This is a genomic window from Curtobacterium sp. ABR8 (genome assembly GCF_057812125.1).
On the sequence record NZ_CM173818.1, the window covers coordinates 3431977 to 3456264 of the forward strand.

At 71.5% G+C, this 24288-nt stretch carries 21 protein-coding genes; 5 read left to right on the forward strand and 16 right to left on the reverse strand.

Annotated elements, in window-relative coordinates:
- Positions 1-383: 383 nt before the first annotated feature.
- The 15 genes from tyrS to infC form a co-directional block, all read right to left on the reverse strand.
- Positions 384-1697 carry a tyrosine--tRNA ligase gene (gene tyrS, locus ACXKZB_RS16360; protein WP_488823861.1) on the reverse strand — a complete coding sequence of 438 codons (1314 nt, stop codon included), beginning with the start codon at positions 1695-1697 and terminating at the stop codon, positions 384-386.
- A gap of 66 nt (positions 1698-1763) precedes the next feature.
- Positions 1764-2459 carry a DNA-3-methyladenine glycosylase gene (locus tag ACXKZB_RS16365; protein ID WP_488823862.1) on the reverse strand — a complete coding sequence of 232 codons (696 nt, stop codon included), beginning with the start codon at positions 2457-2459 and terminating at the stop codon, positions 1764-1766.
- A complete protein-coding gene (gene argH / locus ACXKZB_RS16370; RefSeq protein WP_488823863.1) occupies positions 2456-3892 on the reverse strand; it encodes an argininosuccinate lyase in 1437 nt (478 codons plus the stop codon). Before argH ends, ACXKZB_RS16365 begins: the two co-directional genes overlap by 4 nt.
- Positions 3893-3960: 68 nt before the next feature.
- Positions 3961-5157 carry an argininosuccinate synthase gene (locus ACXKZB_RS16375; protein WP_340195534.1) on the reverse strand — a complete coding sequence of 399 codons (1197 nt, stop codon included), beginning with the start codon at positions 5155-5157 and terminating at the stop codon, positions 3961-3963.
- 9 nt (positions 5158-5166) lie between these two features.
- Positions 5167-6132, reverse strand: a complete 966-nt coding sequence (argF, locus tag ACXKZB_RS16380; protein WP_488823864.1) for an ornithine carbamoyltransferase — start codon at positions 6130-6132, stop codon at positions 5167-5169.
- On the reverse strand, positions 6129-7298 hold the full coding sequence (locus ACXKZB_RS16385; protein WP_395871515.1) for an acetylornithine transaminase: 1170 nt from the start codon (positions 7296-7298) through the stop codon (positions 6129-6131). Before ACXKZB_RS16385 ends, argF begins: the two co-directional genes overlap by 4 nt.
- 50 nt (positions 7299-7348) lie before the next feature.
- The gene (argB, locus tag ACXKZB_RS16390) at positions 7349-8401 is read right to left on the reverse strand and encodes an acetylglutamate kinase (RefSeq protein ID WP_123312128.1); all 1053 of its coding nucleotides are present in this window, start codon (positions 8399-8401) and stop codon (positions 7349-7351) included.
- Entirely contained in the window at positions 8401-9561 is a 1161-nt protein-coding gene (argJ, locus tag ACXKZB_RS16395; RefSeq protein ID WP_488825925.1) for a bifunctional glutamate N-acetyltransferase/amino-acid acetyltransferase ArgJ, read from the reverse strand. The genes argB and argJ overlap by 1 nt, the downstream gene beginning before the upstream one ends.
- A 62-nt stretch (positions 9562-9623) precedes the next feature.
- A complete protein-coding gene (locus ACXKZB_RS16400; protein ID WP_488823865.1) occupies positions 9624-10721 on the reverse strand; it encodes an N-acetyl-gamma-glutamyl-phosphate reductase in 1098 nt (365 codons plus the stop codon).
- Positions 10722-10799: 78 nt separating this feature from the next.
- Entirely contained in the window at positions 10800-13292 is a 2493-nt protein-coding gene (pheT, locus tag ACXKZB_RS16405; protein WP_488823866.1) for a phenylalanine--tRNA ligase subunit beta, read from the reverse strand.
- On the reverse strand, positions 13292-14332 hold the full coding sequence (pheS, locus tag ACXKZB_RS16410; protein WP_488823867.1) for a phenylalanine--tRNA ligase subunit alpha: 1041 nt from the start codon (positions 14330-14332) through the stop codon (positions 13292-13294). The genes pheT and pheS overlap by 1 nt, the downstream gene beginning before the upstream one ends.
- A gap of 67 nt (positions 14333-14399) precedes the next feature.
- A complete protein-coding gene (locus ACXKZB_RS16415) occupies positions 14400-15263 on the reverse strand; it encodes a TrmH family RNA methyltransferase (protein ID WP_123312124.1) in 864 nt (287 codons plus the stop codon).
- 65 nt (positions 15264-15328) lie between these two features.
- A complete protein-coding gene (rplT, locus tag ACXKZB_RS16420; protein ID WP_111086285.1) occupies positions 15329-15712 on the reverse strand; it encodes a 50S ribosomal protein L20 in 384 nt (127 codons plus the stop codon).
- Between the two features lie 27 nt (positions 15713-15739).
- Positions 15740-15934 (reverse strand): 50S ribosomal protein L35, encoded by a 195-nt coding sequence (gene rpmI, locus ACXKZB_RS16425; RefSeq protein ID WP_111086286.1) that lies wholly within the window; start codon positions 15932-15934, stop codon positions 15740-15742.
- A 60-nt stretch (positions 15935-15994) separates the two neighbouring features.
- Positions 15995-16681, reverse strand: a complete 687-nt coding sequence (gene infC / locus ACXKZB_RS16430) for a translation initiation factor IF-3 (protein ID WP_340195538.1) — start codon at positions 16679-16681, stop codon at positions 15995-15997.
- A 288-nt stretch (positions 16682-16969) separates the two neighbouring features.
- On the opposite strand from infC, the gene ACXKZB_RS16435 reads away from it, so the two are divergent.
- Positions 16970-17326 (forward strand): DUF1844 domain-containing protein, encoded by a 357-nt coding sequence (locus ACXKZB_RS16435; protein WP_173170823.1) that lies wholly within the window; start codon positions 16970-16972, stop codon positions 17324-17326.
- Positions 17327-17430: 104 nt separating this feature from the next.
- Here the strand turns inward: ACXKZB_RS16435 and ACXKZB_RS16440 are convergent, their stop codons facing one another.
- Positions 17431-18771, reverse strand: coding sequence for a phosphotransferase (locus tag ACXKZB_RS16440; protein WP_488823868.1), 1341 nt, complete (start codon positions 18769-18771; stop codon positions 17431-17433).
- Positions 18772-18912: 141 nt separating this feature from the next.
- Between ACXKZB_RS16440 and ACXKZB_RS16445 the strand changes: the two genes are divergently transcribed.
- The 4 genes from ACXKZB_RS16445 (at position 18913) to ACXKZB_RS16460 (ending at position 24245) form a co-directional block, all read left to right on the forward strand.
- The gene (locus tag ACXKZB_RS16445; protein WP_488823869.1) at positions 18913-20373 is read left to right on the forward strand and encodes a CHAD domain-containing protein; all 1461 of its coding nucleotides are present in this window, start codon (positions 18913-18915) and stop codon (positions 20371-20373) included.
- An 85-nt stretch (positions 20374-20458) separates the two neighbouring features.
- Complete coding sequence (locus tag ACXKZB_RS16450; protein ID WP_222658610.1) at positions 20459-20914, forward strand: MaoC/PaaZ C-terminal domain-containing protein; 456 nt, start codon at positions 20459-20461, stop codon at positions 20912-20914.
- An 87-nt stretch (positions 20915-21001) separates the two neighbouring features.
- Complete coding sequence (locus tag ACXKZB_RS16455) at positions 21002-22864, forward strand: glycoside hydrolase family 2 TIM barrel-domain containing protein (RefSeq protein ID WP_488823870.1); 1863 nt, start codon at positions 21002-21004, stop codon at positions 22862-22864.
- Positions 22865-23015: 151 nt separating this feature from the next.
- Positions 23016-24245, forward strand: coding sequence for a hypothetical protein (locus ACXKZB_RS16460; protein ID WP_488823871.1), 1230 nt, complete (start codon positions 23016-23018; stop codon positions 24243-24245).
- Positions 24246-24288: the final 43 nt, after the last annotated feature.

The window sequence follows — 24288 nt, forward strand, 5'->3', positions numbered from 1 at the left end:
TGTGCACGCTGTTGAGTTCTCAAGGACCAGACGCACTCCCCCGCTCGACACCCGAAGATGCTCCGCCAGAGAGGCTTGTGTACTTGGCTTGCCACCGGTGTGTCGTCGGACGCGGAGGTCCTGTGGCTCATCCCGAGGGGAGAGAACCGGTGGGCTTGTCATCCTAGGCGTCGAAGCGATCGAGCACAAGGCCAGATCTGAACTTCAGTGGAGGACGGTCCCGCTTGAGGGCCGGCGTGCTCTGGGCTTTCGCTCCAGCCGCTCCGCCGCACCTTTGGGGTGACGAGTAGGAACTTTACGCAGGCCTGGGCAGGTGTGCCAAGCCAGGCCCGATCCCGGGCGTGTCGCGTTGTGCAACACGCGTCGTCCGGGTGTCCGCGGGGTCAGGCCAGCGTCACACCGGCGAGGGTCTTCTTGCCGCGGCGGAGCACGAGGACTCCCCCGGGCAGGGCGAGGTCCGACAACGGTGCGGCGGGGTCCTCGGCACGGACATTGTTCACGTACACGCCGCCCTGGTCGATCGCACGCCGGGCTTCGCCGAGGGACTTCACGAGCTCGGTCTCGACGAGGGCCCGTGCCACGTCGGCTCCGGGCTCGAGGGTCACCGATCCCGGCAGCTCCGCGATCGCCGACCGCAGCGTGGCCGGGTCGAGCGCGCCGAGGTCACCGTTGCCGAAGAGCGCGGCCGCAGCGTCGATCGCGGCCTGGGTGGCATGGACCCCGTGCACCAGCGCGGTGACCTCGAACGCCAGGGTCCGCTGCGCTTCGCGTCGGAACGGTTCGTCGGCGACCGCCTGCTCGAGCCGCTCGATCTCGGCGCGGGACAGGAACGTGAACTCCCGCAGGCGGGCGATCACGTCGGCATCCGCCGTGTTGAGCCAGAACTGGTACAGCGCGTACGGCGAGGTCATCTCGGCGTCGAGCCAGATGGCGTTGCCCTCGCTCTTGCCGAACTTCGTGCCGTCCGAGTTCGTGATCAAGGGCGTCCCGAGCGCGTGCACGGTCGCACCCTCGGCACGACGGATGAGCTCCGTCCCCGAGGTCAGGTTGCCCCACTGGTCCGAGCCACCCGTCTGCAGCGTGCAGCCGTACTGCCGGAAGAGCTCCCGGTAGTCGAGGCCCTGCAGGATCTGGTAGCTGAACTCGGTGTAGCTGATGCCCGCGTCGGAGTTCAGCCGCGCGGCGACGGCGTCCTTCTTGAGCATCGAGTTCACCCGGAAGTACTTGCCGACGTCGCGCAGGAAGTCGATGGCGGACATCGGTGACGTCCAGTCCAGGTTGTTCACCAGCCGGACGCCGTTGTCACCGTCCGCACTGAGGAACCGTGACACCTGCGACTGCAGTCGCGCCACCCACTCGGCGACGGTCTCGCGGGTGTTGAGCGTGCGCTCCGCCGTCGGACGGGGGTCGCCGATGAGTCCCGTCGATCCCCCGACGAGCGCGAGCGGCTTGTGCCCGGCGAGCTGCAACCGACGCATGGTCAGGAGCTGCAGGAGGTTGCCGCAGTGCAGCGACGGTGCCGTGGGGTCGAACCCGCAGTAGTACGTGATCGGATCACCGTCGAGGGCCTCTTGGAGTGCGGTCTCGTCGGTCGAGACCTGCACCAGACCACGCCAGCGCAGTTCGTCCCACACCGAGGCGAAGGTGGGGTCGTTCTGCTGGCGCGTCAGGACGTCTTGAGCGGTATCACTGGACACCCCGCCATCGTAGCGGCGGCGCACCACCGACAGGCGCCGTCGAGCGGGAGGCCCGTGGTGCGTCCGTTAGTCGAGGGCACCCTTGTGCCGTCGGTACGTCGAGACCGTCGGGTCGCCCGTCAGCCAGAAACGCCAGGGGTACTGCGCACCGCCGGCGATGCCGCCGACGCCGGTGCGCGGTCCGCGCGAGATGCGTGGGACCGTTCCGGCCCCGCCGGGGCCGGGTGCGGTCTCGGTCAGGAGTTCCTCGACGACCCGGGCCGGCGGGGCGGAGGCGAGCCGGGCCTCCAGGCCGGGTGCCAACGTGAGCACGAACGGACCGGACCCGTCGAGCAGCGAGGTGCCGTCGTCCTGCCCGAGCACCGCGCCGAGTGCGCCACCGAGGTTGCCGGGGCCGCGCGCCAACGCGACGTCGGCGACCGACGGGCCACGTCGTCCACGTGCTGTCTCGACACCCTCGATCACCTGCGCCCCGCGGAGCAGGGAGCCGGAGGAGGTGCCCGCCGGCGCGCTCACGACGTTGACGCAGGTGTGGATGCCGTACGAGCGGTACGCGTACAGGGTCCCCGGAGCGCCGAACAGGTGACGGTTGCGCTCGGTCGGCCCGCGGTGGCCGTGCGAACCGGGGTCGGTGGGCCCGGAGTAGGCCTCGACCTCGGTGATGCGCAGCGTCACACCCCGGCCCGTGATCGTCGCACCGAGCAGTGCGGGTGCGACGATCGGCGCAGGCTCGGCGAGCATCGCGAGCAGCCCCTCGGTCATCGCGAGAAGGGTGCGCCCTCGGCGAGGTCGTGGACGCGGCGCGTGACGGAGGCCAGCTGCTCGGCGACGCGGTCCGGAGCGGTGCCGCCGACACCAGAGCGGGACGCGACGCTGCCCTCGATCGTGAGCACGGCACGGACACCGGGGGTGAGGTGCTCGGAGACGGAGCGGTACTCGTCGTCGGTCGGGTCGTCGAGTTCGATGCCGCGCTCTTCGCAGTACCGGACCAGCGCACCGGACACCTCGTGCGCGTCACGGAACGGCACGCCCTGGCGGACCAGCCACTCGGCCACGTCGGTCGCCAGCGAGAACCCCTGCGGTGCGAGCTCGGCCATCCGGTCCGTGTCGAACGTGAGCGTCGCGATCATGCCGGTGAAGGCGGGCAGCAGGACCTCGAGCGTGGCCACCGAGTCGAAGACCGGCTCCTTGTCCTCCTGCAGGTCGCGGTTGTAGGCGAGCGGCAGGCCCTTCAGGGTCGCGAGCAGCCCCGTCAGGTTGCCGATGAGACGACCGGACTTGCCGCGTGCGAGCTCGGCGATGTCGGGGTTCTTCTTCTGCGGCATGATGCTCGACCCGGTCGAGAACGCGTCGTGGAGCCGGACGAAGCCGAACTCCTTCGTGTTCCAGAGGATGACCTCCTCCGACAGGCGCGAGACGTCGATGCCGATCTGCGCGAGCACGAACGCGAACTCGGCGACGACGTCGCGGGCGGCCGTGGCGTCGATCGAGTTGTCGGCCGGTCGGTCGAACCCGAGCTCCGCGGCGATCACGGCGGGGTCGAGGCCGAGCGAACTGCCGGCGAGCGCACCCGCACCGTACGGGCTGACGCTCGCACGCCCCGCCCAGTCGCGGAGGCGCTCGAGGTCCCGCACGAGCGGCCAGGCGTGCGCCAGCAGGTGGTGCGCGAGGAGGACGGGCTGCGCGTGCTGCAGGTGCGTGCGACCCGGCATGATCGCCGCCGGGTGCTCGTTCGCCTGCTGGGTGATCGCGTCGACCAGGTCGATCACGAGCCGTCCGATGCGCCGCCCGTGGTCGAGCATGTGCATGCGGCCGAGTGTCGCGATCTGGTCGTTGCGGCTGCGGCCGGCGCGGAGCTTGCCGCCGAGTTCCGGACCGAGGTCGGCGATCAGCAGTCGTTCGAGGGCTCCGTGGACGTCCTCGTCGGACTCGTCCGGCTGCAGTGTGCCGTCCGCGTGCGCGGCCTCGAGCCGGTCGAGCCCGGCGAGCATGCGCTCGAGCTCGTCCGCCGTCAGGTACCCGGCCGTGTGCAGGGCCCGGGCGTGCGCGCGGGAGCCGGCGATGTCGTACGGCGCGAGCTGCCAGTCGAAGTGCGTCGACTTCGACAGCGCGGCGAGGGCCGCACTCGGGCCGTCGGCGAAGCGGGCGCCCCAGAGGGCTCCGGTGTTGGTGGCGTCGGTCTTCTCGTCGGTCATGTCGTCCTGCGTCGTTGTCGTCGGGCCGGGTGGCGGCGGGGTGTCGTCCCGCCGGGTGGCGGCGGTTGTCAGTTCGCCGCGTCGCGGCGGGCGGAGATCTTGCTGGGGAGCGACCAGAGCTCGATGAACCCCTTGGAGAGGGACTGGTCGAACGTGTCGCCGGTGTCGTACGTCGCGAGGTCGAAGTCGTACAGACTCTGCTCCGACCGACGGCCGGTCACCGTCGCCCGGCCGCCGAGCAGCTGCAGGCGGACGTCGCCGGAGACGTGCTGCTGGGTGTGGTCGACGAAGGCGTCCAGGCTGCGCTTCAGCCCGCCGAACCACAGGCCGTCGTAGACCAGGTCGGCCCACTCCGACTCGACACCGCGCTTGTAGCGGTTCACGTCGCGCTCGAGGGTGAGGCGCTCGAGTTCCTCGTGCGCCGTGATGAGCGCGATCGCCGCGGGGGCTTCGTACACCTCGCGCGACTTGATACCGACGAGGCGGTCCTCGACGACGTCGATCCGGCCGACGCCGTGCTTGCCGGCCACGGCGTTCAGCTCCTGGACGATCCGCAGCACGCTGAACCGCTGCCCGTCGAGCGCCACCGGGACGCCGCGCTCGAACGTGATCGTCACCTCGTCCGCGTCACGCTGCACGGCGGGGTCCTGCGTGTAGGCGTAGAGGTCCTCGGTCGGGGCGTTCCACGGGTCCTCGAGGAAACCCGTCTCGACCGCACGACCCCACACGTTCTGGTCGATCGAGTACGGCGACCGCTGCGACTGCTGGATCGGCAGCGCGTGCTGTTCGGCGTACGCGATCGCCTTGTCGCGGGTCAGGGCGAGGTCGCGGACCGGTGCCACGCTCCGCAGATCCGGGGCGATCGCCGCGACCGCTGCCTCGAACCGGACCTGGTCGTTGCCCTTGCCGGTGCAGCCGTGCGCGACGCTGTCGGCGCCGAGCTGCTTCGCCGTCAGCGCGAGGTGCTTCGCGATGAGCGGGCGGCTCAGCGCCGACACCAGCGGGTAGCGCTTCTGGTACAGCGCGTTGGCCTTGAGGGCAGGCACGATGTACTCGTCGGCGTACTCGTCCTTCGCGTCGACCACGATCGACTCCACGGCCCCGCAGTCGAGCGCGCGCTGCCGGATCGCGTCGAGGTCCTCGCCGCCCTGGCCGACGTCGACCGCCAGCGCCACCACCTCTTTGCCGGTGGCGTCACGCAGCCAGCCGATCCCGACGGAGGTGTCGAGGCCGCCGGAGTACGCGAGGACGACGCGGTCTGCCATGCGGTGCGCCTACGCGGTTGCCGCGGCGGTCGCCGTCGCGGTCGCGGACGCGCCGTTCGCGGCGAGGAGCCAGGCCAGCAGCGCCTTCTGGGCGTGCAAACGGTTCTCCGCCTCGTCCCAGATGATGCTGCGTGGACCGTCGATGACGTCGGCGGTCACCTCGTAGCCGCGGTCGGCGGGCAGGCAGTGCATGAACACCGCGTCGTCGGCGGCGTGCGCCATGAGGGCGTCGTCCACGCGGTACCCGGAGAAGGTGTCCAGACGCGACTGCTTCTCGGACTCCTTGCCCATCGACACCCACGTGTCGGTGACCACGACGTCGGCGCCAGCGACCGCGGCCACCGGGTCGGTCACGACCAGCACGGACCCACCGGTCTCGGCCGAACGGTGCTCGGCATCGGTGACGACCTGCGGGGACGGCGAGAACTCGGCCGGGGCAGCGACGCGGACGTGCATGCCCGCCGTCGCGCCGGCGAGCAGGTAGGACTGGGCCATGTTGCTCGCACCGTCGCCGACGAACGCCACCGTCTGGCCCGCCAGCGTGCCGCGGTGCTCGCGGATGGTGAGCAGGTCGGCGAGCAGCTGGCACGGGTGGAAGTCGTCGGACAGCGCGTTGACGACGGGGACGGTCGTGTCGGCAGCCATCTCCTCGAGACCGGCCTGGCCGTAGGTGCGCCAGACGATCGCCGACACCATGCGCTCCAGCACGCGGGCGGTGTCGGACGGGGTCTCCTTGCCGCCGAGCTGGCTGTTCGCCGTCGAGATGATCAGCGGGCTGCCGCCCAGGTCGGAGATGCCGACGTGGAACGACACCCGGGTGCGCGTCGACGACTTGTCGAAGATGACCGCGACGCTCTGCGGGCCAGCGAGGGGCTTCGCTCCCCAGCGGTCGGCCTTCATCTGGTCGGCGATGTCGAGGATCGCGGACTGCTCGGCCTGGCTGAGGTCGTCGTCCCGGAGGAAGTGGCGGGTCATGCGGAGGTCTCCTGGGCGGCAGCGACGGCCGCGAGGCTCTGGGCGAGGATCGACACGAACTCGTCGATCTCGGCGTCGGACACGATGAGCGGCGGCGCGAGGCGCAGGCTCGACTCGTTCGGGGCGTTGATGATGAGGCCACGCTCGAGCGCGGCGGCGTTGACCGCAGCCGCGACCGGACCGGTGAGCCCGACGCCGATGAGCAGGCCGGTGCCGCGGACCTCCTCGACGAGCGGTGAACCGATGCCGGCGATGCCGGCCCGGATCCGCTCGCCCTTGACCACGGCGGCCGCGACGAGGTCGGCGCGCTCGATCTCGGCGAGGACCGCGTTCGCCACCCGGGTGCCGAGCGGGTTGCCACCGAAGGTCGAACCGTGCTGGCCGGCCGAGAACAGGTCGGACGCCCACCCGAAGGTCACGAGCGCACCGATCGGGAAGCCGCCGGCGATGCCCTTGGCCACCGTGATGGCATCGGGCGTGAAGCCGTGCCCCTGGTAGGTGAACCAGTTGCCCGTCCGTCCGACGCCGGTCTGGATCTCGTCGAGGATCAGCAGCGCACCGTGCTCCTCGGTCAGTCGGCGTGCCGCGAGCAGGAAGCCCTCCGGCAGGTCGACGACGCCGGCCTCGCCCTTGATCGGCTCGATGATGATCGCCGCGACGGTGTCGTCGATGGACGCTTCGAGCGCTGCGACGGTGGAGTCGATGTGCTCGACCCCCGGGATCATCGGCAGGAAGTCCTGCTGCAGCGCGGGCTTGCCGGTGAGCGCGAGCGCACCCATCGTGCGGCCGTGGAACCCCTGCTTGAGCGCGAGGATGCGGGTCTTCTGCCCGTCCGCGCCCTTGTTCAGGCGCGCGAGCTTGAAGGCGGCCTCGTTCGCCTCGGCACCGGAGTTGCCGAAGTACACGCGCCCGGCGTCGCCCGCACCGGTGATGCGCTTGAGGCGTTCCGCGAGCTCGAGCTGCGGCGGGGTCGCGAAGTAGTTCGACACGTGCACGAGCTTCGCGGCCTGGTCGGCGATCGCCTCGACCAGGACGGGGTGCGCGTGGCCGAGCGAGTTGACGGCGATGCCCGCCAGGAAGTCGAGGTACTCGTTGCCCTCGACGTCCCAGACACGGCAGCCCTGTCCGCGCTCGAGCATGATCTTCGGCGGCGTCAGGGATCGCATGAGCGACGCCCCGAACCGGTCGTTCCAGGTCTCGGTCTGCGTCTCGCTGCTCACTGCTGCTGCCCCTTCTCGGTCGTGCTGGCCACGTGTTGGCCGGTGCTGGTGCTCGTCGACGGTGCTGCCACGCGTCGGCCGATCTCGGCGTGGGTCATCTGGTTCTCGGTTCGTCGGCTCGGGTCCGGGATCACCTCGGTGCCCGCACCGCGCAGGGTGAAGACCTCGAGCAGGATCGAGTGCGGGATCCGGCCGTCGATGATCGTCGCCCCGCCGACCCCGCCGACCACGGCGTCGAGGCACGCGGTCATCTTCGGGATCATGCCCGACTCGAGGGACGGCAGGAGCTCGCGGAGCTCCTCGACCGCGATGAGGTCGACGAGCGAGTCGCGGTCCGGCCAGTTGCGGTACAGGCCGGGGACGTCGGTGAGCATGATGAGCTTCGACGCACGCAGCGCGATCGCCAGGGCACCGGCCGCCGCGTCGGCGTTGACGTTGAGCGCCTGGTCCGGGTGGGCGTCGTCGATCGCGATGCTCGAGACCACCGGGATCCGGCCGGCCTCGATCGCGGCGAGCACCCCGGAGGGGTCGACGTGGGTGATGTCACCGACGTGGCCGAGGTCGTACTCCTGCCCGTCGACGACCACGCCCTTCTGCTCACCGGTGAACAAGGACCCGCCGTCGCCGAACACGCCGACGGCCAGGCCCTCGCCGTGCTCGTTCATCAGGTCGACGATCTCGCGGTTGACCTCGCCCGCCAGGACGTCGCGGACGACCGTGATCGCCTCGGTCGTGGTGACGCGGTAGCCACCCCGGAACTCGGACTCGATGCCCTGTTCCTTGAGCGCGGCCGAGATCTGCGGACCCCCACCGTGCACCACGACGGGGTGCAGGCCGGCGTAGCGGAGGTAGACCATGTCCTCGGCGAACGCCCGCTTGAGGTCGTCGTTCACCATGGCGTTGCCGCCGAACTTGACGACGACGACCTTGCCGGAGAAGCGCTTGAGCCACGGCAGGGACTCGATCAGGGTCGCGGCCTTGACGGCCGCGAACTCGTGTTCTTCTTCCTTCGTGAGGGGCGTCCCGGCCCCTTCGGTGTCGTTCGCCATCAGCTGGAGTACGCGCTGTTCTCGTGCACGTAGTCGTGCGTGAGGTCGTTGGTCAGGATCGTCGCCGCGTGCGTCCCGACACCGAGGTCGATGCGCACGTGGGTGTCGCGCGGCGTCAGGTCGACGGTGTCGCTCGGCTGGTCCGGCGCACCGGCGTGGCAGACCCGGACACCGTTCATGCTGACGTCGACCGCGTACGGGTCGAAGTCGGCGTCCGTCGTGCCGATCGCCGCGAGCACCCGACCCCAGTTCGGGTCGTTGCCGAAGACCGCCGCCTTGAACAGGTTGTTGCGGGCGACGCTCCGGCCGACGGTCACGGCGTCGTCCTCGGTCGCGGCGTGCACGACCTCGATCGTGATGTCGTGGCTCGCGCCCTCGGCGTCCTGCTGCAGCTGGCGGGCCAGGTCCGCGCAGACCGCGGTCAGGGCTTCCTGGAAGTCGCCGACCGCGGGCGTCACCCCGCTCGCGCCCGACGACAGCAGCACGACGGTGTCGTTCGTCGACATGCAGCCGTCCGAGTCGACGCGGTCGAAGGTGATGCGGGTGGCCGCGCGGAGCGCCTGGTCGAGTTGGTCCGGCGTCTGCACGGCGTCGGTGGTGATCACGACGAGCATCGTCGCGAGCCCTGGTGCGAGCATGCCCGCGCCCTTCGCCATGCCGCCGACGGTCCAGCCGTCCTCGGTCACCACGGACTGCTTCGCCTTGGTGTCGGTCGTCATGATCGCCGTGGCCGCATCCGGGCCGCCGTCGGCGCTGAGTGCGGCGCTCGCCAGGTCGACCCCGCGCAGCACGCCGTCACGGAAGGTCTGGTCGCCGACCCCGATCAGGCCGGTGGAGCAGACGACGACGTCGCCTGCGCCGATGCCGAGGGCGTCGCCCACTGCTTCGGCGGTCATGTGCGTGGTCTGGAAGCCGAACGGGCCCGTGAAGCAGTTGGCACCGCCGGAGTTCAGGACGACGGCACGCGCAGCGCCGTCACCGACGACCTGTCGGGACCAGATCACCGGGTGCGCCTGCGCACGGTTGCTGGTGAACACCGCGGCCACGGCCGCGTCGGGGCCGTCGTTGACGACGAGCGCCACGTCCGGCTTGCCGCTGGTCTTGAGGCCGGCGGTCACGCCGGCCGCGCGGAAGCCCGCTGCTGCGGTCACACCCTGCAGGGCCGGGAGGCCCGTGGCCGCGTCCGTCCCGCCGGTGGCGGTCGGTTCGTTGCTTGCGTCGGTCACGGTGCGACTCCGTCCACGCTCAGGCCCAGGGTCTCCGGCAGACCGAGGGCGATGTTGGTCGACTGGACGGCGGCGCCCGCCGTGCCCTTCGCGAGGTTGTCGAGTGCCGTCACGGCGACGACGCGGCCCGCGGCCTCGTCGACGGCGATGCCGACGAGTGCGGTGTTCGCACCGATCGTGTCCGCGACACGGGGGAACTCGCCCTCGGGCAGCAGGTGCACGAACGGCTCGTCGGCGTAGGCCTGTTCCCAGGCGAGTCGCACGTCGCGCTCGCTCACCCCGGGGGTGATCTTGGCGGTCGTCGTCGCGAGGATGCCGCGCGACATCGGGACGAGCACGGGCGTGAACGAGATGGTCACGTCGGCAGCACCCGCCACGACCAGGTTCTGCTGGATCTCCGGGACGTGCCGGTGCGTGCCGCCGACCGCGTAGGCGCTGGCGGAGCCCATGATCTCGGACGCCAGGTAGGTGTTCGCGAGCTTCTTGCCGGCACCGCTCGGGCCGACGCTCAGCACCGCGACGATGTCGTCCGACTCGACGAGTCCGGCCTGGATGCCCGGCTGGATGCCGAGCGTCACCGCGGTGACGTTGCACCCGGGGACGGCGATCCGCTTGGTGCCGACCAGGGCCGAGCGCTGCTTGCCCTGCGATGCGATGTCCTCGACCTCGCGCCACTCGTCGGCCGAGCCGGGGGCCGGGGCGGCGAGCAGGAGCTCGGGCAGGCCGTAGGTCCAGGCGCCGTGGTACTCGCCGCCGTAGAACTGCTCCCAGGCCGCGGGGTCCGTCAGGCGGTGGTCCGCGCCGCAGTCCACGACGAGGGCTTCGTCACCGAGCTCCTCGGTGATCGCGCCGGACTGACCGTGCGGCAGCGCCAGGAACACGACGTCGTGCCCCCGGAGCGTCTCGGCCGTCGTCTTCTCGAGGGTCAGGTGCGACAGCGAGCGGAGGTGCGGCTGCGTCGCGATCAGCGGCTGTCCGGCGTTCGAGAACGCCGTCACCGTCCTGACGTCGAACTCGGGATGGGCGGAGAGCACGCGCAGGAGCTCGCCACCCGCGTAGCCGGAGGCTCCCGCCACGGCGACGGATACGGACATGGGATTCCACCTTTGGTCGGACTGGTCGTCGAGAGAGTCGGAGGCGGCGACCCCGGGCGGTGCTGATCCCGTCGTGGGTCAGTCGCGCAGGGTCGCCCCGAATCGCTCGCCGGCACGTCGGACTGCGCCGTCGCGGGCCTCGGTGGCCTCGGCAGCGGTCAGCGTGCGGTCCGTGGCACGGAAGCGCAGGGCGAACGTCAGGGACTTCTGTCCCTCGTCCACGCCGGAGCCCCGGTAGTCATCCACGAGCCGAGCATACTCCAACAGGTCTCCGGCACCAGAGCGGACCGCATCCAACACGTCACCGGCCGGGACCCCGGCGTCGACGACCAGGGAGAGGTCCTGCGTCGCAGCGGGGTACGACACGATCGGCGCGACCGCGACGAGGTCGGGGGCCGCGGCCACCATGGCGTCGAGGTCGAGCTCGACCACGGCCACCACGCGGGGCAGCACCGCAGCAGCGGACAGCTCCGGCAGGAGTTCGCCGGCGACGCCCACGACGGTGTCGCCCACGAGCAGCGACGCCGCGCGGCCCGGGTGCAGCGACGGGTGGGTGGTCTGCGCGACGCGGAGTTCGATGCCGACGGCCCACGCGACCTGTCGCGCCGCGTCGATCGCGTCGGCGATGCCGTACGGTTCGGCGGCGACGCCCGCCTGCTTGACGACTCGGTTGCCGGTGAGCAGTGCGGACACGTGGAACGGCTGTGCGGGCAGGGACGCGTCGAGTGCCTGGAGGGTCGCGCGGTCGGGCAGCGCGGCACCGGCCGGGACCTCGTCGGTACCGAGCGTCACGCCCGTCGCCGGCAGGAACACCCGCGAGGTCTCGTAGAGCGCGACGTCGAGCAGGCCGCGCGCCACGTTGCGGCGGGCGGCGTCGACGAGGGCCGGTACACCGCTGCGGCGGAGCAGGTTCTGCTCACTGTCGAGGGCGTTCGCGAGCACGACGCTCGGGCCACCGTCCGGGTCGATCCCCGGGTAGGCGTCCTGGGTCGCCGCGGAGACGAACGGTGCCGTCACCGCTTCGACCAGGCCCGCCGCCGCGAGGGCTGCGGAGACCCGACGTCGCGCCTGCTGGTGCGGGGTGAGTCCGCGTCCGGGCGGGGCGACGGGCAGCACGCTCGGGATGCGGTCGTACCCGACGATCCGCGCGACCTCCTCGACCAACGTGGTGTCGTCGGTGAGGTCGGGGCGCCAGGTCGGCGGCGTGACGGCGAGCTGCTCGCCGTCGGCCTGCACCGTGGCGCCGATCGCGCGGAGGGTGTCGACGACCTCGGCGTCGGTGTAGTCCACACCGATGAGCTCGGCCGGACGAGTGGTCCGCATGGTGACCGTCGCGCGGGGCTCGGTGTCGACGAGGGTCGATCCGAGGGCGTCGGCCGTCCCACCCGCCAGCTCGACGAGGAGCTCGACGGCGCGGTTCGCAGCGGCCTCGGCCACGAGCGGGTCGACGCCGCGCTCGAAGCGACGGGAGGCTTCGCTCGGCAGCTTGTGCCGGCGCGCGGTCCGCGCGATCGAGACCTGGTCGAACCCGGCGGCCTCGATCAGGACGTCGGTCGTGCTCGCCGAGATCTCGGTCCGCGCACCGCCCATCACGCCGGCGAGTCCGACGGGACCGTCGTCGTCGGTGATGACGAGGTCCTCGGGGTCGAGCTTCCGCACGGCACCGTCGAGGGTCTCGAGCGTCTCGCCCGCAGTCGCACGACGGACACCCAGGCCGCCGCGCACGGTCGACAGGTCGTACCCGTGCAGCGGCTGGCCGAGTTCGAACATGACGTAGTTCGTGATGTCGACGGGCAGTGAGATCGAGCGGACACCTGCCAGGGCGAGGCGGGACACCATCCAGGCGGGTGTCTTCGCCGTGGGGTCGATGCCGCGGACGACCCGGGTGACGAAGGTGCTCGCGCCGACGCGACCCCGGATCGGGGCCCGGTCGTCGATCGTCACCGAGAAGCCCTCGGCCGTGCGGGGGGCGACGCGGTCGGCGGGGTCGTGGAAGCTCGCCCCGGTGGCGTGGGCGTACTCGCGCGCGACACCGCGCATGCTGAGCACGTACCCGCGGTCCGGCGTGACGTTGATCTCGACCGCGGCGTCGTCGAGGCCGAGGAGCGCGATGGCGTCCTCGCCCACGGTCGGCTCCATGCCGAGGTCCGCGAAGCGCAGGATGCCCTCGTGCTCGTCGCCGAGACCGAGCTCACGTGCCGAGGCGATCATGCCGTCGGAGACGTGGCCGTAGGTCTTGCGGGCCGCGATCGGGAACGGGCCGGGCAGCACGGCGCCGGGCAGCGTGACGACGACGAGGTCGCCCACGTCGAAGTTGTGCGCGCCGCAGACGATGCCGCGGGGCTCGGGCTCGCCGACGTCCACCTGGCACCAGTTGATGGTCTTGCCGTTCTTCTGCGGCTCGGGGACGCGTTCGAGCACCCGGCCGACCACGACCGGGCCGGTCAGGTCGAAGGTGTGGACGTCCTCTTCCTCGAAGCCAACCGACACGAGCGCCGCGTGGACGTGCTCGAGGGTGACGTCCTCGGGGAGGTCGACGGACTCGCCGAGCCAACGGAGTGGGACGCGCATCAGACCACCGTTCCGAACTGCTGCGAGAAGCGGATGTCGCCCTCGAGGAAGTCACGCATGTCGTTCAGGCCGTTGCGGAACTGCAGCGTCCGCTCGATGCCCATGCCGAAGGCGAAGCCCTGGTACTCGTCCGGGTCGATCCCGGCGGCACGCAGGACGTTGGGGTTGACCATGCCGCAGCCACCCCACTCGACCCACCGGGCACCGCCCTTGGCGTTCGGCTGCCAGACGTCCATCTCGGCGCTGGGCTCGGTGAACGGGAAGTAGTTCGGGCGCAGGCGGATCTGGGCCTCGGCGCCGAAGACCTGGCGGGCGAAGTGCTCGAGCGTGCCGCGCAGGTGCGCCATCGTCAGGCCCTTGTCGATCGCGATGCCCTCGACCTGGGTGAAGACCGGCAGGTGCGTGGCGTCGAGCTCGTCGGCGCGGTACACACGGCCCGGGGCGATGACGTAGAGCGGGAGGTCGCGGGACAGCAGCGACCGCACCTGCACCGGCGACGTGTGGGTGCGCATGACGAGGTGCCGGTCGACGGGCTCGACGAAGATCGTGTCCGCCATGGCCCGGGCCGGGTGGTCCTGGTCGAAGTTCAGCGCGTCGAAGTTGAACCACTCGTGCTCGAGCTCGGGGCCTTCTGCCACTTCCCACCCCATGCCGACGAAGATGTCCGCGACGGCTTCGTTGAGGAGCGAGAGCGGGTGGCGCGAGCCGGTCGGGCGGTGCGTCGGCAACGCGGTGACGTCGACGCGCTCGGCCTCCAGCCGCGCGCGCTCCTCCGCCACGGCGAGGATCGACTCCTGCTCCGCGATCGCCGCGTTCAACCGGCCGCGGGCCTGGCCGACGAGCTTGCCGGCGGCGGCCTTCTGCTCCGGCGGCACACTGCGCATCGACGCGTTCATCCGAGCCAGCGGCGACTGCTCACCGGTGTGCTCGGCCCTGGCCTGCTTCAGTTCGGCGACCGTCGTCGTGGCGCGGACGGCGGCGAGTGCTGCGTCCACGGCGTCGGCGACGGCCGATTCGCTGATCTCGAGAGGTTCTGACACGAGACCCAAGCCTACCGGCCGACGGGATACCACCCGCCTGCACCGGTCGGACTGTGGAGAGGAGGGGTCAGCTCCGGAGCGCGAACGCCGACTCGTACAGGCAGACCGAGGCAGCCGTCGCCAGGTTCATCGACTCCGCCTGGCCGTAGATCGGCACCTTGACCGCACGGTCGACGAGCGCGAGGTCCTCGGTGGTGAGCCCGCGGGCCTCGTTGCCGAACACCCACGCGGTCGGGCCGTCGAGCATGCCCTCGGCCCGGACCACCGGCAGGTCGTCGCCCGACACGTCGGCCGCGAGCACCGTGTACCCGAGCGCCTTCGCCCGCGCGATCGTGTCGGCCAGGGTCACGCCCACCGACACCGGCACGTGGAACAGCGAGCCCGTGGTCGAACGGACGACCTTCGGGTTGTACGGGTCCACCGACCGCCCGGTGAGGACCACCGCGTCGGCGCCGGCGGAGTCGGCGGCGCGGATGATCGTGCCGGCGTTCCCCGGGTCCCGCACCTCCTCGAGGATGGCGACCAGCCCCGGCAACGTGGCCGGCTCGTCGGCGTCCCCACGGGCCTCCAGGTCGACGGCAGCAGCTGCGTCACCGACGCGACGGTCGGGGAAGACGTCCTTCACCGACGTCGGGAACTGCTGGCAGACGGCGACGACGCCCTGCGGCGTCACGGTGTCCGCCATCGCGTCGAGCACCTGCTCCGTCACGAACCAGGTGTCGACCGGCGCGTCGTCGAGCCCGTAGCGGGCTGCGGCCGTCGGCGTCACGTAGAGCTCGCGCAGGAGCTCCGGGGCGTACTCGAGTGCTTCACGCACCGCCTGCGGCCCTTCCAGCAGGAACAAGCCCGTTTCGGCACGGACGTCCTTCTTCGACAGGGCCGCGACGGCCTTCACGCGTCCGGCACGGGGGTTCTCGAGGAGATCGCTCACGACCCAAGTCTAGGAACGACGAAACCCCCGCCGTGCGGCGGGGGTTTCGCGAGCAGAAGAACTGACTACGCAGCCTTCGGGGCCGAGGTGTCGGCCGGGAGGGCCTTCTTCGCGGTCTCGACGAGCGCGGTGAAGGTCTCGGGGTTGTTCACCGCGAGGTCGGCGAGGATGCGACGGTCGACCTCGACACCGGCCAGACCCAGACCCTGGATCAGACGGTTGTAGGTGAGGCCGTTCGCGCGGGACGCAGCGTTGATGCGCTGGATCCACAGGCGACGGAACTCGCCCTTCTTCGCGTGACGGTCGCGGTACGCGTAGACGAGGGAGTGGGTGACCTGCTCCTTGGCCTTGCGGTACAGACGCGAACGCTGGCCGCGGTAGCCCTCGGCGCGCTCGAGGATGACGCGGCGCTTCTTGGCGGCGTTGACCGCTCTCTTTACTCGTGCCATTGCACTATTCCTTTACGATCCGGGGGCTCAGTGGCCGAGGAGCTTCTTGACGTTCTTCGCGTCTGCCTTGGAGAGGACCTGGTCCTCGTTCAGGCGGGCCTTGCGCTTGGAGCTCTTGACCTCGAGGTTGTGACGCATACCGGCCTGCTGCTTCATGACCTTGCCGGTACCGGTGATCTTGAAGCGCTTCTTCGACCCGGAGTGGGTCTTCTGCTTGGGCATGGTGGTGCCTTTCCGTGGGATGGATGGGGGCCGCGTCGTTGCGGGGTCGGTCGGGGTGACCTACTCGGCGGGGCTGTCGCTGTCGGCAGGCACGGAGGCCTGCTCGGGTGCGGCGGCCGCCGCCGGCGCCTCGGCCGGCTGGTCCTTCGCTGCGTGCTCGGACGCACGACGCTCGGCCTTCTGCGCAGCGCGCTTCGCGTTCTGCTCGCCCTTGACGTCGGACTTGTTCTTGAGGGGGGCGATGATCATCGTCATGTTGCGGCCGTCCTGGGTCGGACGGGACTCGACGACGCCGAACTCGGCGATCTCCTCCGCGAACTTGTGGAGGAGACGGACACCCTGCTCCGGACGCGACTGCTCGCGGCCACGGAAGAGGATCATCGCCTTCACCTTGTCGCCACCGAGGAGGAACCCCTCGGCGCGCTTGCGCTTCGTCTCGTAGTCGTGCACGTCGATCTTCAGGCGGAAACGGACCTCTTTCAGGTCCGTGTTCACCTGGTTGCGACGGGCTTCCTTGGCCTTCTGAGCGGCCTCGTACTTGAACTTGCCGTAGTCCATGATCTTGGCCACGGGCGGCTTCGAGTTCGGCGCGACCTCGACCAGATCCAGTTCGGCTTCCTGCGCGAGGCGCAGTGCCATGGCGATCGGGACAACGCCGACCTGCTCACCCTGCGGGCCGACGAGTCGGACTTCGGGAACGCGGATTCGGTCGTTGGTACGGGGATCGGTGATGCGGAGCTCCTTCAATCAGGTGGTGGTCGTCCGGGACGTATGCCCTGGACGACAGCACGAGAGAGGAGATCTGACGCACGGATCGGAACCCGTTCGGCAGCCGCCCTGCATCGGATCCGTGGACCCGACCGACGTGTGCACCCAGTTGCGGTGCACTCGCGGAGCGGTGGTGACCCGGTAGCCTGGTGGAACGCGGCCGCGGGTGGGAGAGACTCCTCTTTCGTGACACCGTCCGAGCGATCCAGGAGAACCTGGTGGCACACGGACAGCGTCTGCCGCGAGCGAGTCTAGCAGAGGAGCACCGTGACCGACACCCCGATCGACGACGACGGCAGCGGCATCGACGCCGCCAGGGACATCTCGGAGGTGCCGGCCGTCGAACTCATCAACACCGTGGCCGTGCACCTGCTCAGCGCGGCGGCCGTGAAGGTCGGCCTGGCAGACGACCCGCAGGAGCAGACCGACCTCGACGAGGCGCGCAAGCTCATCACCGCGCTGGCCGGCCTGGTCACCGCTGCGGCGACCGAGATCGGCGACCACCACGCCCGTCCGCTGCGCGACGGCCTGCGTTCGGTGCAGCTCGCGTTCCGCGAGGCGTCGGCGATCCCGGACGCGCCGGGCGCCGGCCCGGGCGAGAAGTACACCGGCCCCGTCAACTGACGGCTGGCAGCTGACGCGCGACGGGCCCTGTCCGTCATGGCGTCGGACGGGAGGCCCGTGGCGGGATCGCCACGGGCCTCCCGTCCGTCTCGGGGGTGCGTGGGTCAGGACGCGCTGCGGCCGACCAGGCGCGTGACGGCCGCGAGCGGGATGCCGACCCAGTCGGGTCGGTTCCGGGTCTCGTAGACGACCTCGTAGACGGCCTTGTCGAGCTCGAACGCGTCGAGCAGCTCGCGGTGGGCGCCGAGGTCCGCGCCGGTCCCCCGCTGGTAACCGTCGAGGAACCGCACACGGGCCTCGTCCGCCCACGCTGCGGCGTCGACCGGATCCGCGTCGTGCGCCAACGCTCCGGCGACGTAGTCGAACGACCGGAGCATGCCGGCGACGTCACGGAGGGTGACGTCCGGCAACGAACGTTCGGCCAGGGGACGGAGCGGCTCCCCCTCGAAGTCGAGGAAGACCCAGCCGCGCGGCTCGGGGGCGGCGAGCACCTGGCCGAGGTGCAGGTCGCCGTGGATGCGCTGCAGGTCCGGCCAGGGCGTCGCCGTGGCACGGGCGTAGACCGCTCGGATCGCGTCCGCATGCTCGGCGACGGCCGGGGCCTCGCGCGCGGCCGTGTCGAGCCGCTCGTGCATCGTCGCGACCGCTGCGTCTCGTTGGGCCTCGTCGGCGGGTTCGGACGGCAGCGCCTCGGCGAGGGTGCGGTGGACGTCCGCCAGCGCCGCACCGAGCTGCTCGGCCCGGTCACCGAAGGGTGTGCCCGCGTGTGCTTCCTCGAGCGCCACGCGCCAGGCGTCCTCGAGGCCGGGGAGGAACTCCTGCGCGAACGCGAGGTGGCCGGTCGCCGTGCCGTCGCCCTGCCCGACATCGGGCCAGCTGCCCCGCAACGCGCCGTAGACCAGGGGGACGCGTGCGCTGCCGGCGGCGGACAACGCGAGCTGCGTCGTGACGTCGGGGTTGTCGCCGTGGTGCAGGACGCGGAACACCTTGATGATGACCCGGGCGCCGGACTCGGTGTCGCAGATGACCGAGGTGTTGGACTGCTCACCCGTCAGGACGCGCGCGCCGGTGACCCGGCCGATGGGGCGCAGGCTCTGCGGGTCGGCGTCGATGCGTGCGGCGAGCGACGTGATCCACGCGTGGTCGGTGGTGGCGTCGGCGATGGTGCCGTCGGGGCCGCTGACCACGGGTGACTGGTAGAGGACCGGAGCCGCGGGTGCTGCGGGGGCTTCGTCGAGGACGAGTCGGGTGCCGTCGGCGGTGGAGAGAGTGCGGAGGCGCGGCACGGACCCCTTCGACGCGTACCACCGGCGGTCGGCGATCCAGGACTCGAGGTCGTGGTCGCTGGGGGCGGTGTCGCTCGGGGGTGCTGCGGTGTGGCTCGGGGGTGCGGTGTCGCGGGTGTCGGGTGCGGTGTCGCTGGGGTGGCGGGCTCCGTCGCTCATGCAGCGGACCGTACGCGCCGAGTGCTGGCGAGGTGCCGAGTCCGTGCGTCATCCCTGCACAGCTCGCGGTTCTGGGCCACCCGTCCACAGAACGCGCCCGCGCTCGGACCGCACGGGCGCCGGCGGACGACACTTGCGGACATGCCGAGCCAGCACCCCGCCCCCGACACCGCCCGCACCGACCCCCGCCGGAGCTGGCGGATCCCCGACGACCGCCGACTGCCCGCGCTCGAGCCCCTCGCGTCGGCCGTCGAACGGCACGAGGCGGTGACGCTCCGCGAGACCCTCTGGGACAGCGAGGAGCGCGTGCTCGCGGGCGAAGGGGTGACGCTCAGCCGTGCCCACGACGGTTCGTGGAGCCTCGACCGCGGCGAAGGTCCGGAGCCGCTGGGCCCGGACCTCGACTTCCCCGACGACGAGCAGCCCCCGCGCGATGCGGTCGAGGTGTTCCTGCGCGGGCGGGCGGTGGCGACGGTCCGCCTCCGGGACACCACGACGACCCTCGTCACCCTGCGCGGGAAGGACGGTCGGGTCCGGGCCGAGATCGCCGACGTCCGGGTGGACGAAGGGGACCCGGACACCACCACGCTGCGGTCCGCGCGGTGGTGGGCGCTGTCGGACGACGGGCGGGACGGCGCCACCGCACGGGCGGCGGAGCGGGCCCTGGACGACGCGGCCACGGAGCCACCGTCGACCTCGGCGGTCGCGGTCCCGCCGACTCCCGTGCTCGCTCCGGAGCGGCGCGGCAGCCGGGCGAAGCGACCACGTTCGGGCACCGCTGCGGCGTTCGTGCTGCGGGTCCTCGAGTCGCTGCGCGCCGACCTCGTCGCGGTCGACCCGCGGGTCCGTGCGGACGAGCACGAGTCCGTGCACGACTTCCGGAAGGTGGTCCGTCGGCTGCGGAGCGTGCTCGCGGCGTACCGCGGAGCGCTCGACCGCGACGCGACCGAAGCGCTGCGGGCCGCCCTCGCCCAGGTCGGACGGGTCGCCGGTGCCGCCCGCGACGCCGAGGTCCTGCACGGCGGGCTGTTCCGGTCGGCAGCGCGGGCTCCCGACGGCTTCGTCGACGCGCCGACGCTGGACCGGATCGGCGAGCGTGCGGCGGCACTCCGGAGCGCGGCCGCAGCGGAACTCCGCCAGGTCTTGCGTTCCGACGACTGGTTCCGCGCCCTCGATGCGCTGGACCAGATCCTGCTCCGCGCCCCGGCCGGACCGCACGCCCAGGACGACGCCGCCTCCTTCGTTGCGAAGCGCGTCGACCGCGAGCGCGCCCGGGTCCGGCGGCTGGTCGACGGCGGATCGGACGACCTCGACGCCCTGCACGAGATCCGGAAGGCGGCACGGCGCCTGCGGTACGCGCTGCAGGCAGCCGGTGACGTCGCCGATCTGGGGAAGCGGCGGCTCGGTCGGCTGCGGCGGGTGCAGGAGACGCTCGGCGAGGCCCTCGACGCCGCCCACGCGGCAGCCGCCTACCGTCGGCTGTCCGGTCCCGCTGCTCAGGACGGCGCCGACACCTTCGGGTACGGGGCGCTGGCGACGGCCGAGCACGCGGTGCTCGAGCTGGGGCTGCGACGCTCGAGGAAGGTGCTCGCCTGGCTGTGAGCGAAGCCGGGCGTGATGTTCGGCGCGCTGCTCGTCGGGCCGCTCGTCGGGCTGCTCTGCGGGCTGCTCTGCGAGAATCGCAGGCGTGCCCCACTACCTCGAGGACCTCGCCGCCGGACAGACCTTCACGACCCCGGGTCGCACGATCACCGAGGCGGACGTCGTGTCCTTCGCCTCGTGGACGAACGACAACAACCAGGTGCACACCGACGTGGAGTTCGCCGGCAAGACCCGGTACGGGCAGCGGATCGTGCACGGGCTGCTCGGCACCTCGCTCTGCCTGGGGCTGATCGCACGGACCGGGGTGTTCGAGGGGTCGGCCGTGGCACTGCTCGGGATCGACCAGTGGCGGTTCACCGAACCGGTGTTCATCGGGGACACCGTGACCTGCGAGGTCGAGATCCTGTCGACACGCCTCACGAGCTCCGGGACGACCGGCATCGTCGAGCGGACGGTCTCGCTGCGGAACCAGCGCGGCGACGTCGTGCAGCAGGGACGCATGGACGTGATGGTCCTGACGCGCGACGCCGCGATCGCCTGACGCCGCCCCGGGCACCCACCGGTTCCTCCGGGCGGCAATCGTTGCGACGCTCTTTACAACGATGTACCGGAGCGGGAGCATGGAGCCATGAGCACGCTCGACGGCACCGTGGCCGCACCTGACACCGCATCCGCTCCCGCACTCCCCCTCGCCTCGCGGCAGGACGGCACGTACCCACGGCCGCAGATGCTCCGCGCCGCCTGGGCCGACCTCGACGGCACGTGGTCCTTCCGGAACGACGGCGACGACTCCGCCTGGAGCACCGGGTTCCCCGACGCCCGCGAAATCGTCGTGCCGTTCCCGCCCGAGTCCGCGGCCTCGGGCATCGACGAGCCCGGCTTCCACCCGGTGGTCTGGTACTCCCGCGCGATCACCCGCGCCGCCCTCGAGGCAGCCGGACACGGCACCGCCGCGCCCCGGCTCGTCCTGCACTTCGGCGCCGTCGACTACCGTGCCCGGGTCTGGATCGACGGCCAGTTCATCGGCGAGCACGAGGGCGGCCACACGCCGTTCTCGTTCGACGTGACCGACGCCCTCGCCACCGACCCCGACGCCGTCCACACCCTGGTCGTCCGCGCCGAGGACGACCCGCACGACCTGACCCAGCCCCGCGGCAAGCAGGACTGGCACGAGGACCCGCACGCCATCTGGTACCGCCGCACCACGGGCATCTGGCAGACCGTCTGGATCGAGGCCGTGCCGACCGCCTCGATCGAGTCCCTGCGCTGGACCAACGTCGACCACGCCACCGTGCGCCTGACCGTCCGGATCGCGGGCGACCGCACCGGCGGCGAGCGCCTGCGCGTCGTCGCCCGGTGGGACGAGCGCGACGAGCACCTCGCCACCGTCGAGTCCACGCTCGGCGACACCTCGGACGAGTTCGACGTGGTCGTGCCGATCTCGCGGCAGACGAACGGGCAGGCCGAGGACGAACTGCACTGGACCCCGGACGCCCCGCGCCTGGTCGACGCCACGGTCTCGCTGCTCCCCCGTGCCGGTACGACGCCGATCGACTCGGTCGCGTCCTACTTCGGGCTCCGCACCGTCGGGATCGACGGCTGCACCTTCCTGCTGAACGGCCGCAGCCACGACGTCCGCAGCGTGCTCAACCAGGGCTACTGGCCGGACTCGCACATCGCCGCACCGTCCCGCGAGGCACTGCGCCGCGAGGTCGAGCTCATCAAGGAGCTCGGCTTCAACGCCGCCCGCAACCACCAGAAGATCGAGGACCCCCGGTTCCTGTACTGGGCGGACCGGCTCGGCATCCTGGTCTGGGGCGAGGCCCCCGGTGCCTACGCCTTCTCGCCGCGGGCCGTCCAGCGCCTGATGCGCGAGTGGATGGACGCCGTCGAGCGCGACGCCTCACACCCGTCGATCGTCACCTGGGTGCCGGCGAACGAGAGCTGGGGCGTGCAGCACATCGCCACCGACCCCGCACAGCAGGCCTACGCCCGGGCACTCGCCGACGTCACGCGGGCGATCGACCCGACGCGTCCGGTGATCTCGAACGACGGGTGGGAGCACACCAACTCCGACATCGTCACGGTCCACGACTACGAGGGCGACGGGCCGCGGCTGGCGGCGACCTACGCGGACGACACCGCACGGACCCGGCTCCTCGGTGGCATCGGCCCGGCGGATCGCCGCATCCTCGTCGGGGGTGCCGAGGACCAGGGCCAGCCCGTCATGCTCACCGAGTTCGGCGGCGTGAACTACCAGCCGGGCGTCCAGCGCGAGGACGGCTGGGGCTACACGTCGGCCAGCGACGGCGACGACTGGGTCTCCCGCATCACGGCGCTGTACGACGCGATCCGGGCGAGCTCGTTCCTGGCCGGCTCCTGCTACACGCAGTTGACCGACACCATGCAGGAGACCAACGGTCTGCTCAACGCCGACCGCTCCCCGAAGGTGCCGATCGAGCAGATCCGTCGCGCGGTCACCGGTCACTAGCCGGGAGGCCCGCACTTCGTGAGCAGGAATGATCGGGTCCGGCAGACGGACCCGACCATTGCTGCTCACGATGCACGCAGATCGGCGCGCGGCCCGGCGCGCGGCCACCCGCCGGAGCGGGCACGGGCCCTGGTCTGGGAGGATCGGGCGGGTGACGAGCGTGGCGGAGACGACCCGGGCCTCCCGGTCGGGGGTGCGCAGCCTGCTGACCGGGCCCCGCAGTGCGTGGACCGCGCCCCTGCTCATCTGGGCGGCATCACGGGTGGTGAGCACGCTGCTGCTCGCCACGGCGTTCGTGCTGGCGACCGCGAACGACTGGACGTTCGCGTCGTACCGGAAGGACCCGTCGTTCTTCACGTTCTCCGGATCGTGGGACGCCTCGTTCTACCGGACCATCGCGGAGCACGGGTACCCGGCCGTGCTCCCCCTCGACGACGCCGGCCACGTCCTGCAGAACGCCTGGGCGTTCCTGCCCGTGTTCCCCGCGATCGTCCGGGTCGTGATGACCATCACCGGAGCCTCGTTCTGGGTCGCCGGCGTGCTCGTGGCGACCATCGCCGGCGCCGGCGCCTGCGTGCTGCTGTACCGGCTCGTGCTCGCGGTGGGCTGCTCGCACCGTGCCCGCTGGGCCACCGCGCTCTTCGCGTTCGCGCCGACCGGGTTCCTGCTGCAGGTCGCGTACGCCGAGAGCCTGCTGCTCGTGCTGCTGTTCGGGGCGCTGCTGGCCCTGGTGCGGCGGCGGTACTGGCTGATCGCGCCGCTCGGGGTGGTCGCGGCGTTCACCAAGCCCGGAGTCCTCGCGCTCGCGGTGGCGCTGGCCGTGCACCTCGTCGTGCGGTGGGTGGAGTCCCGGCGGTCCGCGCGACCCGCCGAGGTGTTCCCCTGGCGTGACCGCATCGCGATCGTGGTCTCCGGACTCGTCGTCGCGGCGGCGGGCCTGGCGTGGCCGGTGATCGCCTCGGCGGTGACCGGGCGGCCGAACGCCTACCTGGACACCGAACTGTCGTGGTGGGTGGGGTTCGTCGGGCGACGACACTTCGCGCCGCTGACGCCGTGGTTCACGATGGCCTCGACGTGGCTCGGGCCGCTCGGCATCGTGCTGGTCGTCGCGCTGCTCGCCGGCGCGGTGTGGTTCTTCTCACGCAGGAGTACCCGGGCCCTGGGCACCGACGTGCTCGCGTTCACGGCGTCGTACGGGTTGTACCTGGTCGCGGTGTTCCTGCCGCAGCAGTCGTTGCCGCGGCTGCTCATGCCGATGGCGCCGTTGCTCGGGTCGGACGTGTTCGTGCGGACGCGGAGACGAGCGGTGACGTGGCTCGTGGTCGGCGTATGCCTGCAGCCGATCGCCATCGTGCTGCTCTGGTTCCTCGGGTACCCCTGAGCTGCTCGGGGTGTTCCTGAGCTGCTCGGGGTGTTCGTGAACG

Bases quoted from the DNA above. Each gene is read 5' to 3' on its own strand.
- ACXKZB_RS16365 (WP_488823862.1), bottom strand. From the start codon at position 2,459: ATGACCGAGGGGCTGCTCGCGATGCTCGCCGAGCCTGCGCCGATCGTC.
- argH (WP_488823863.1), bottom strand. From the start codon at position 3,892: ATGACCGACGAGAAGACCGACGCCACCAACACCGGAGCCCTCTGGGGC.
- ACXKZB_RS16375 (WP_340195534.1), bottom strand. From the start codon at position 5,157: ATGGCAGACCGCGTCGTCCTCGCGTACTCCGGCGGCCTCGACACCTCC.
- argF (WP_488823864.1), bottom strand. From the start codon at position 6,132: ATGACCCGCCACTTCCTCCGGGACGACGACCTCAGCCAGGCCGAGCAG.
- ACXKZB_RS16385 (WP_395871515.1), bottom strand. From the start codon at position 7,298: ATGCGATCCCTGACGCCGCCGAAGATCATGCTCGAGCGCGGACAGGGC.
- argB (WP_123312128.1), bottom strand. From the start codon at position 8,401: ATGGCGAACGACACCGAAGGGGCCGGGACGCCCCTCACGAAGGAAGAA.
- ACXKZB_RS16400 (WP_488823865.1), bottom strand. From the start codon at position 10,721: ATGTCCGTATCCGTCGCCGTGGCGGGAGCCTCCGGCTACGCGGGTGGC.
- pheT (WP_488823866.1), bottom strand. From the start codon at position 13,292: ATGCGCGTCCCACTCCGTTGGCTCGGCGAGTCCGTCGACCTCCCCGAG.
- rplT (WP_111086285.1), bottom strand. From the start codon at position 15,712: ATGGCACGAGTAAAGAGAGCGGTCAACGCCGCCAAGAAGCGCCGCGTC.
- rpmI (WP_111086286.1), bottom strand. From the start codon at position 15,934: ATGCCCAAGCAGAAGACCCACTCCGGGTCGAAGAAGCGCTTCAAGATC.
- ACXKZB_RS16440 (WP_488823868.1), bottom strand. From the start codon at position 18,771: ATGAGCGACGGAGCCCGCCACCCCAGCGACACCGCACCCGACACCCGC.
- ACXKZB_RS16445 (WP_488823869.1), top strand. From the start codon at position 18,913: ATGCCGAGCCAGCACCCCGCCCCCGACACCGCCCGCACCGACCCCCGC.
- ACXKZB_RS16455 (WP_488823870.1), top strand. From the start codon at position 21,002: ATGAGCACGCTCGACGGCACCGTGGCCGCACCTGACACCGCATCCGCT.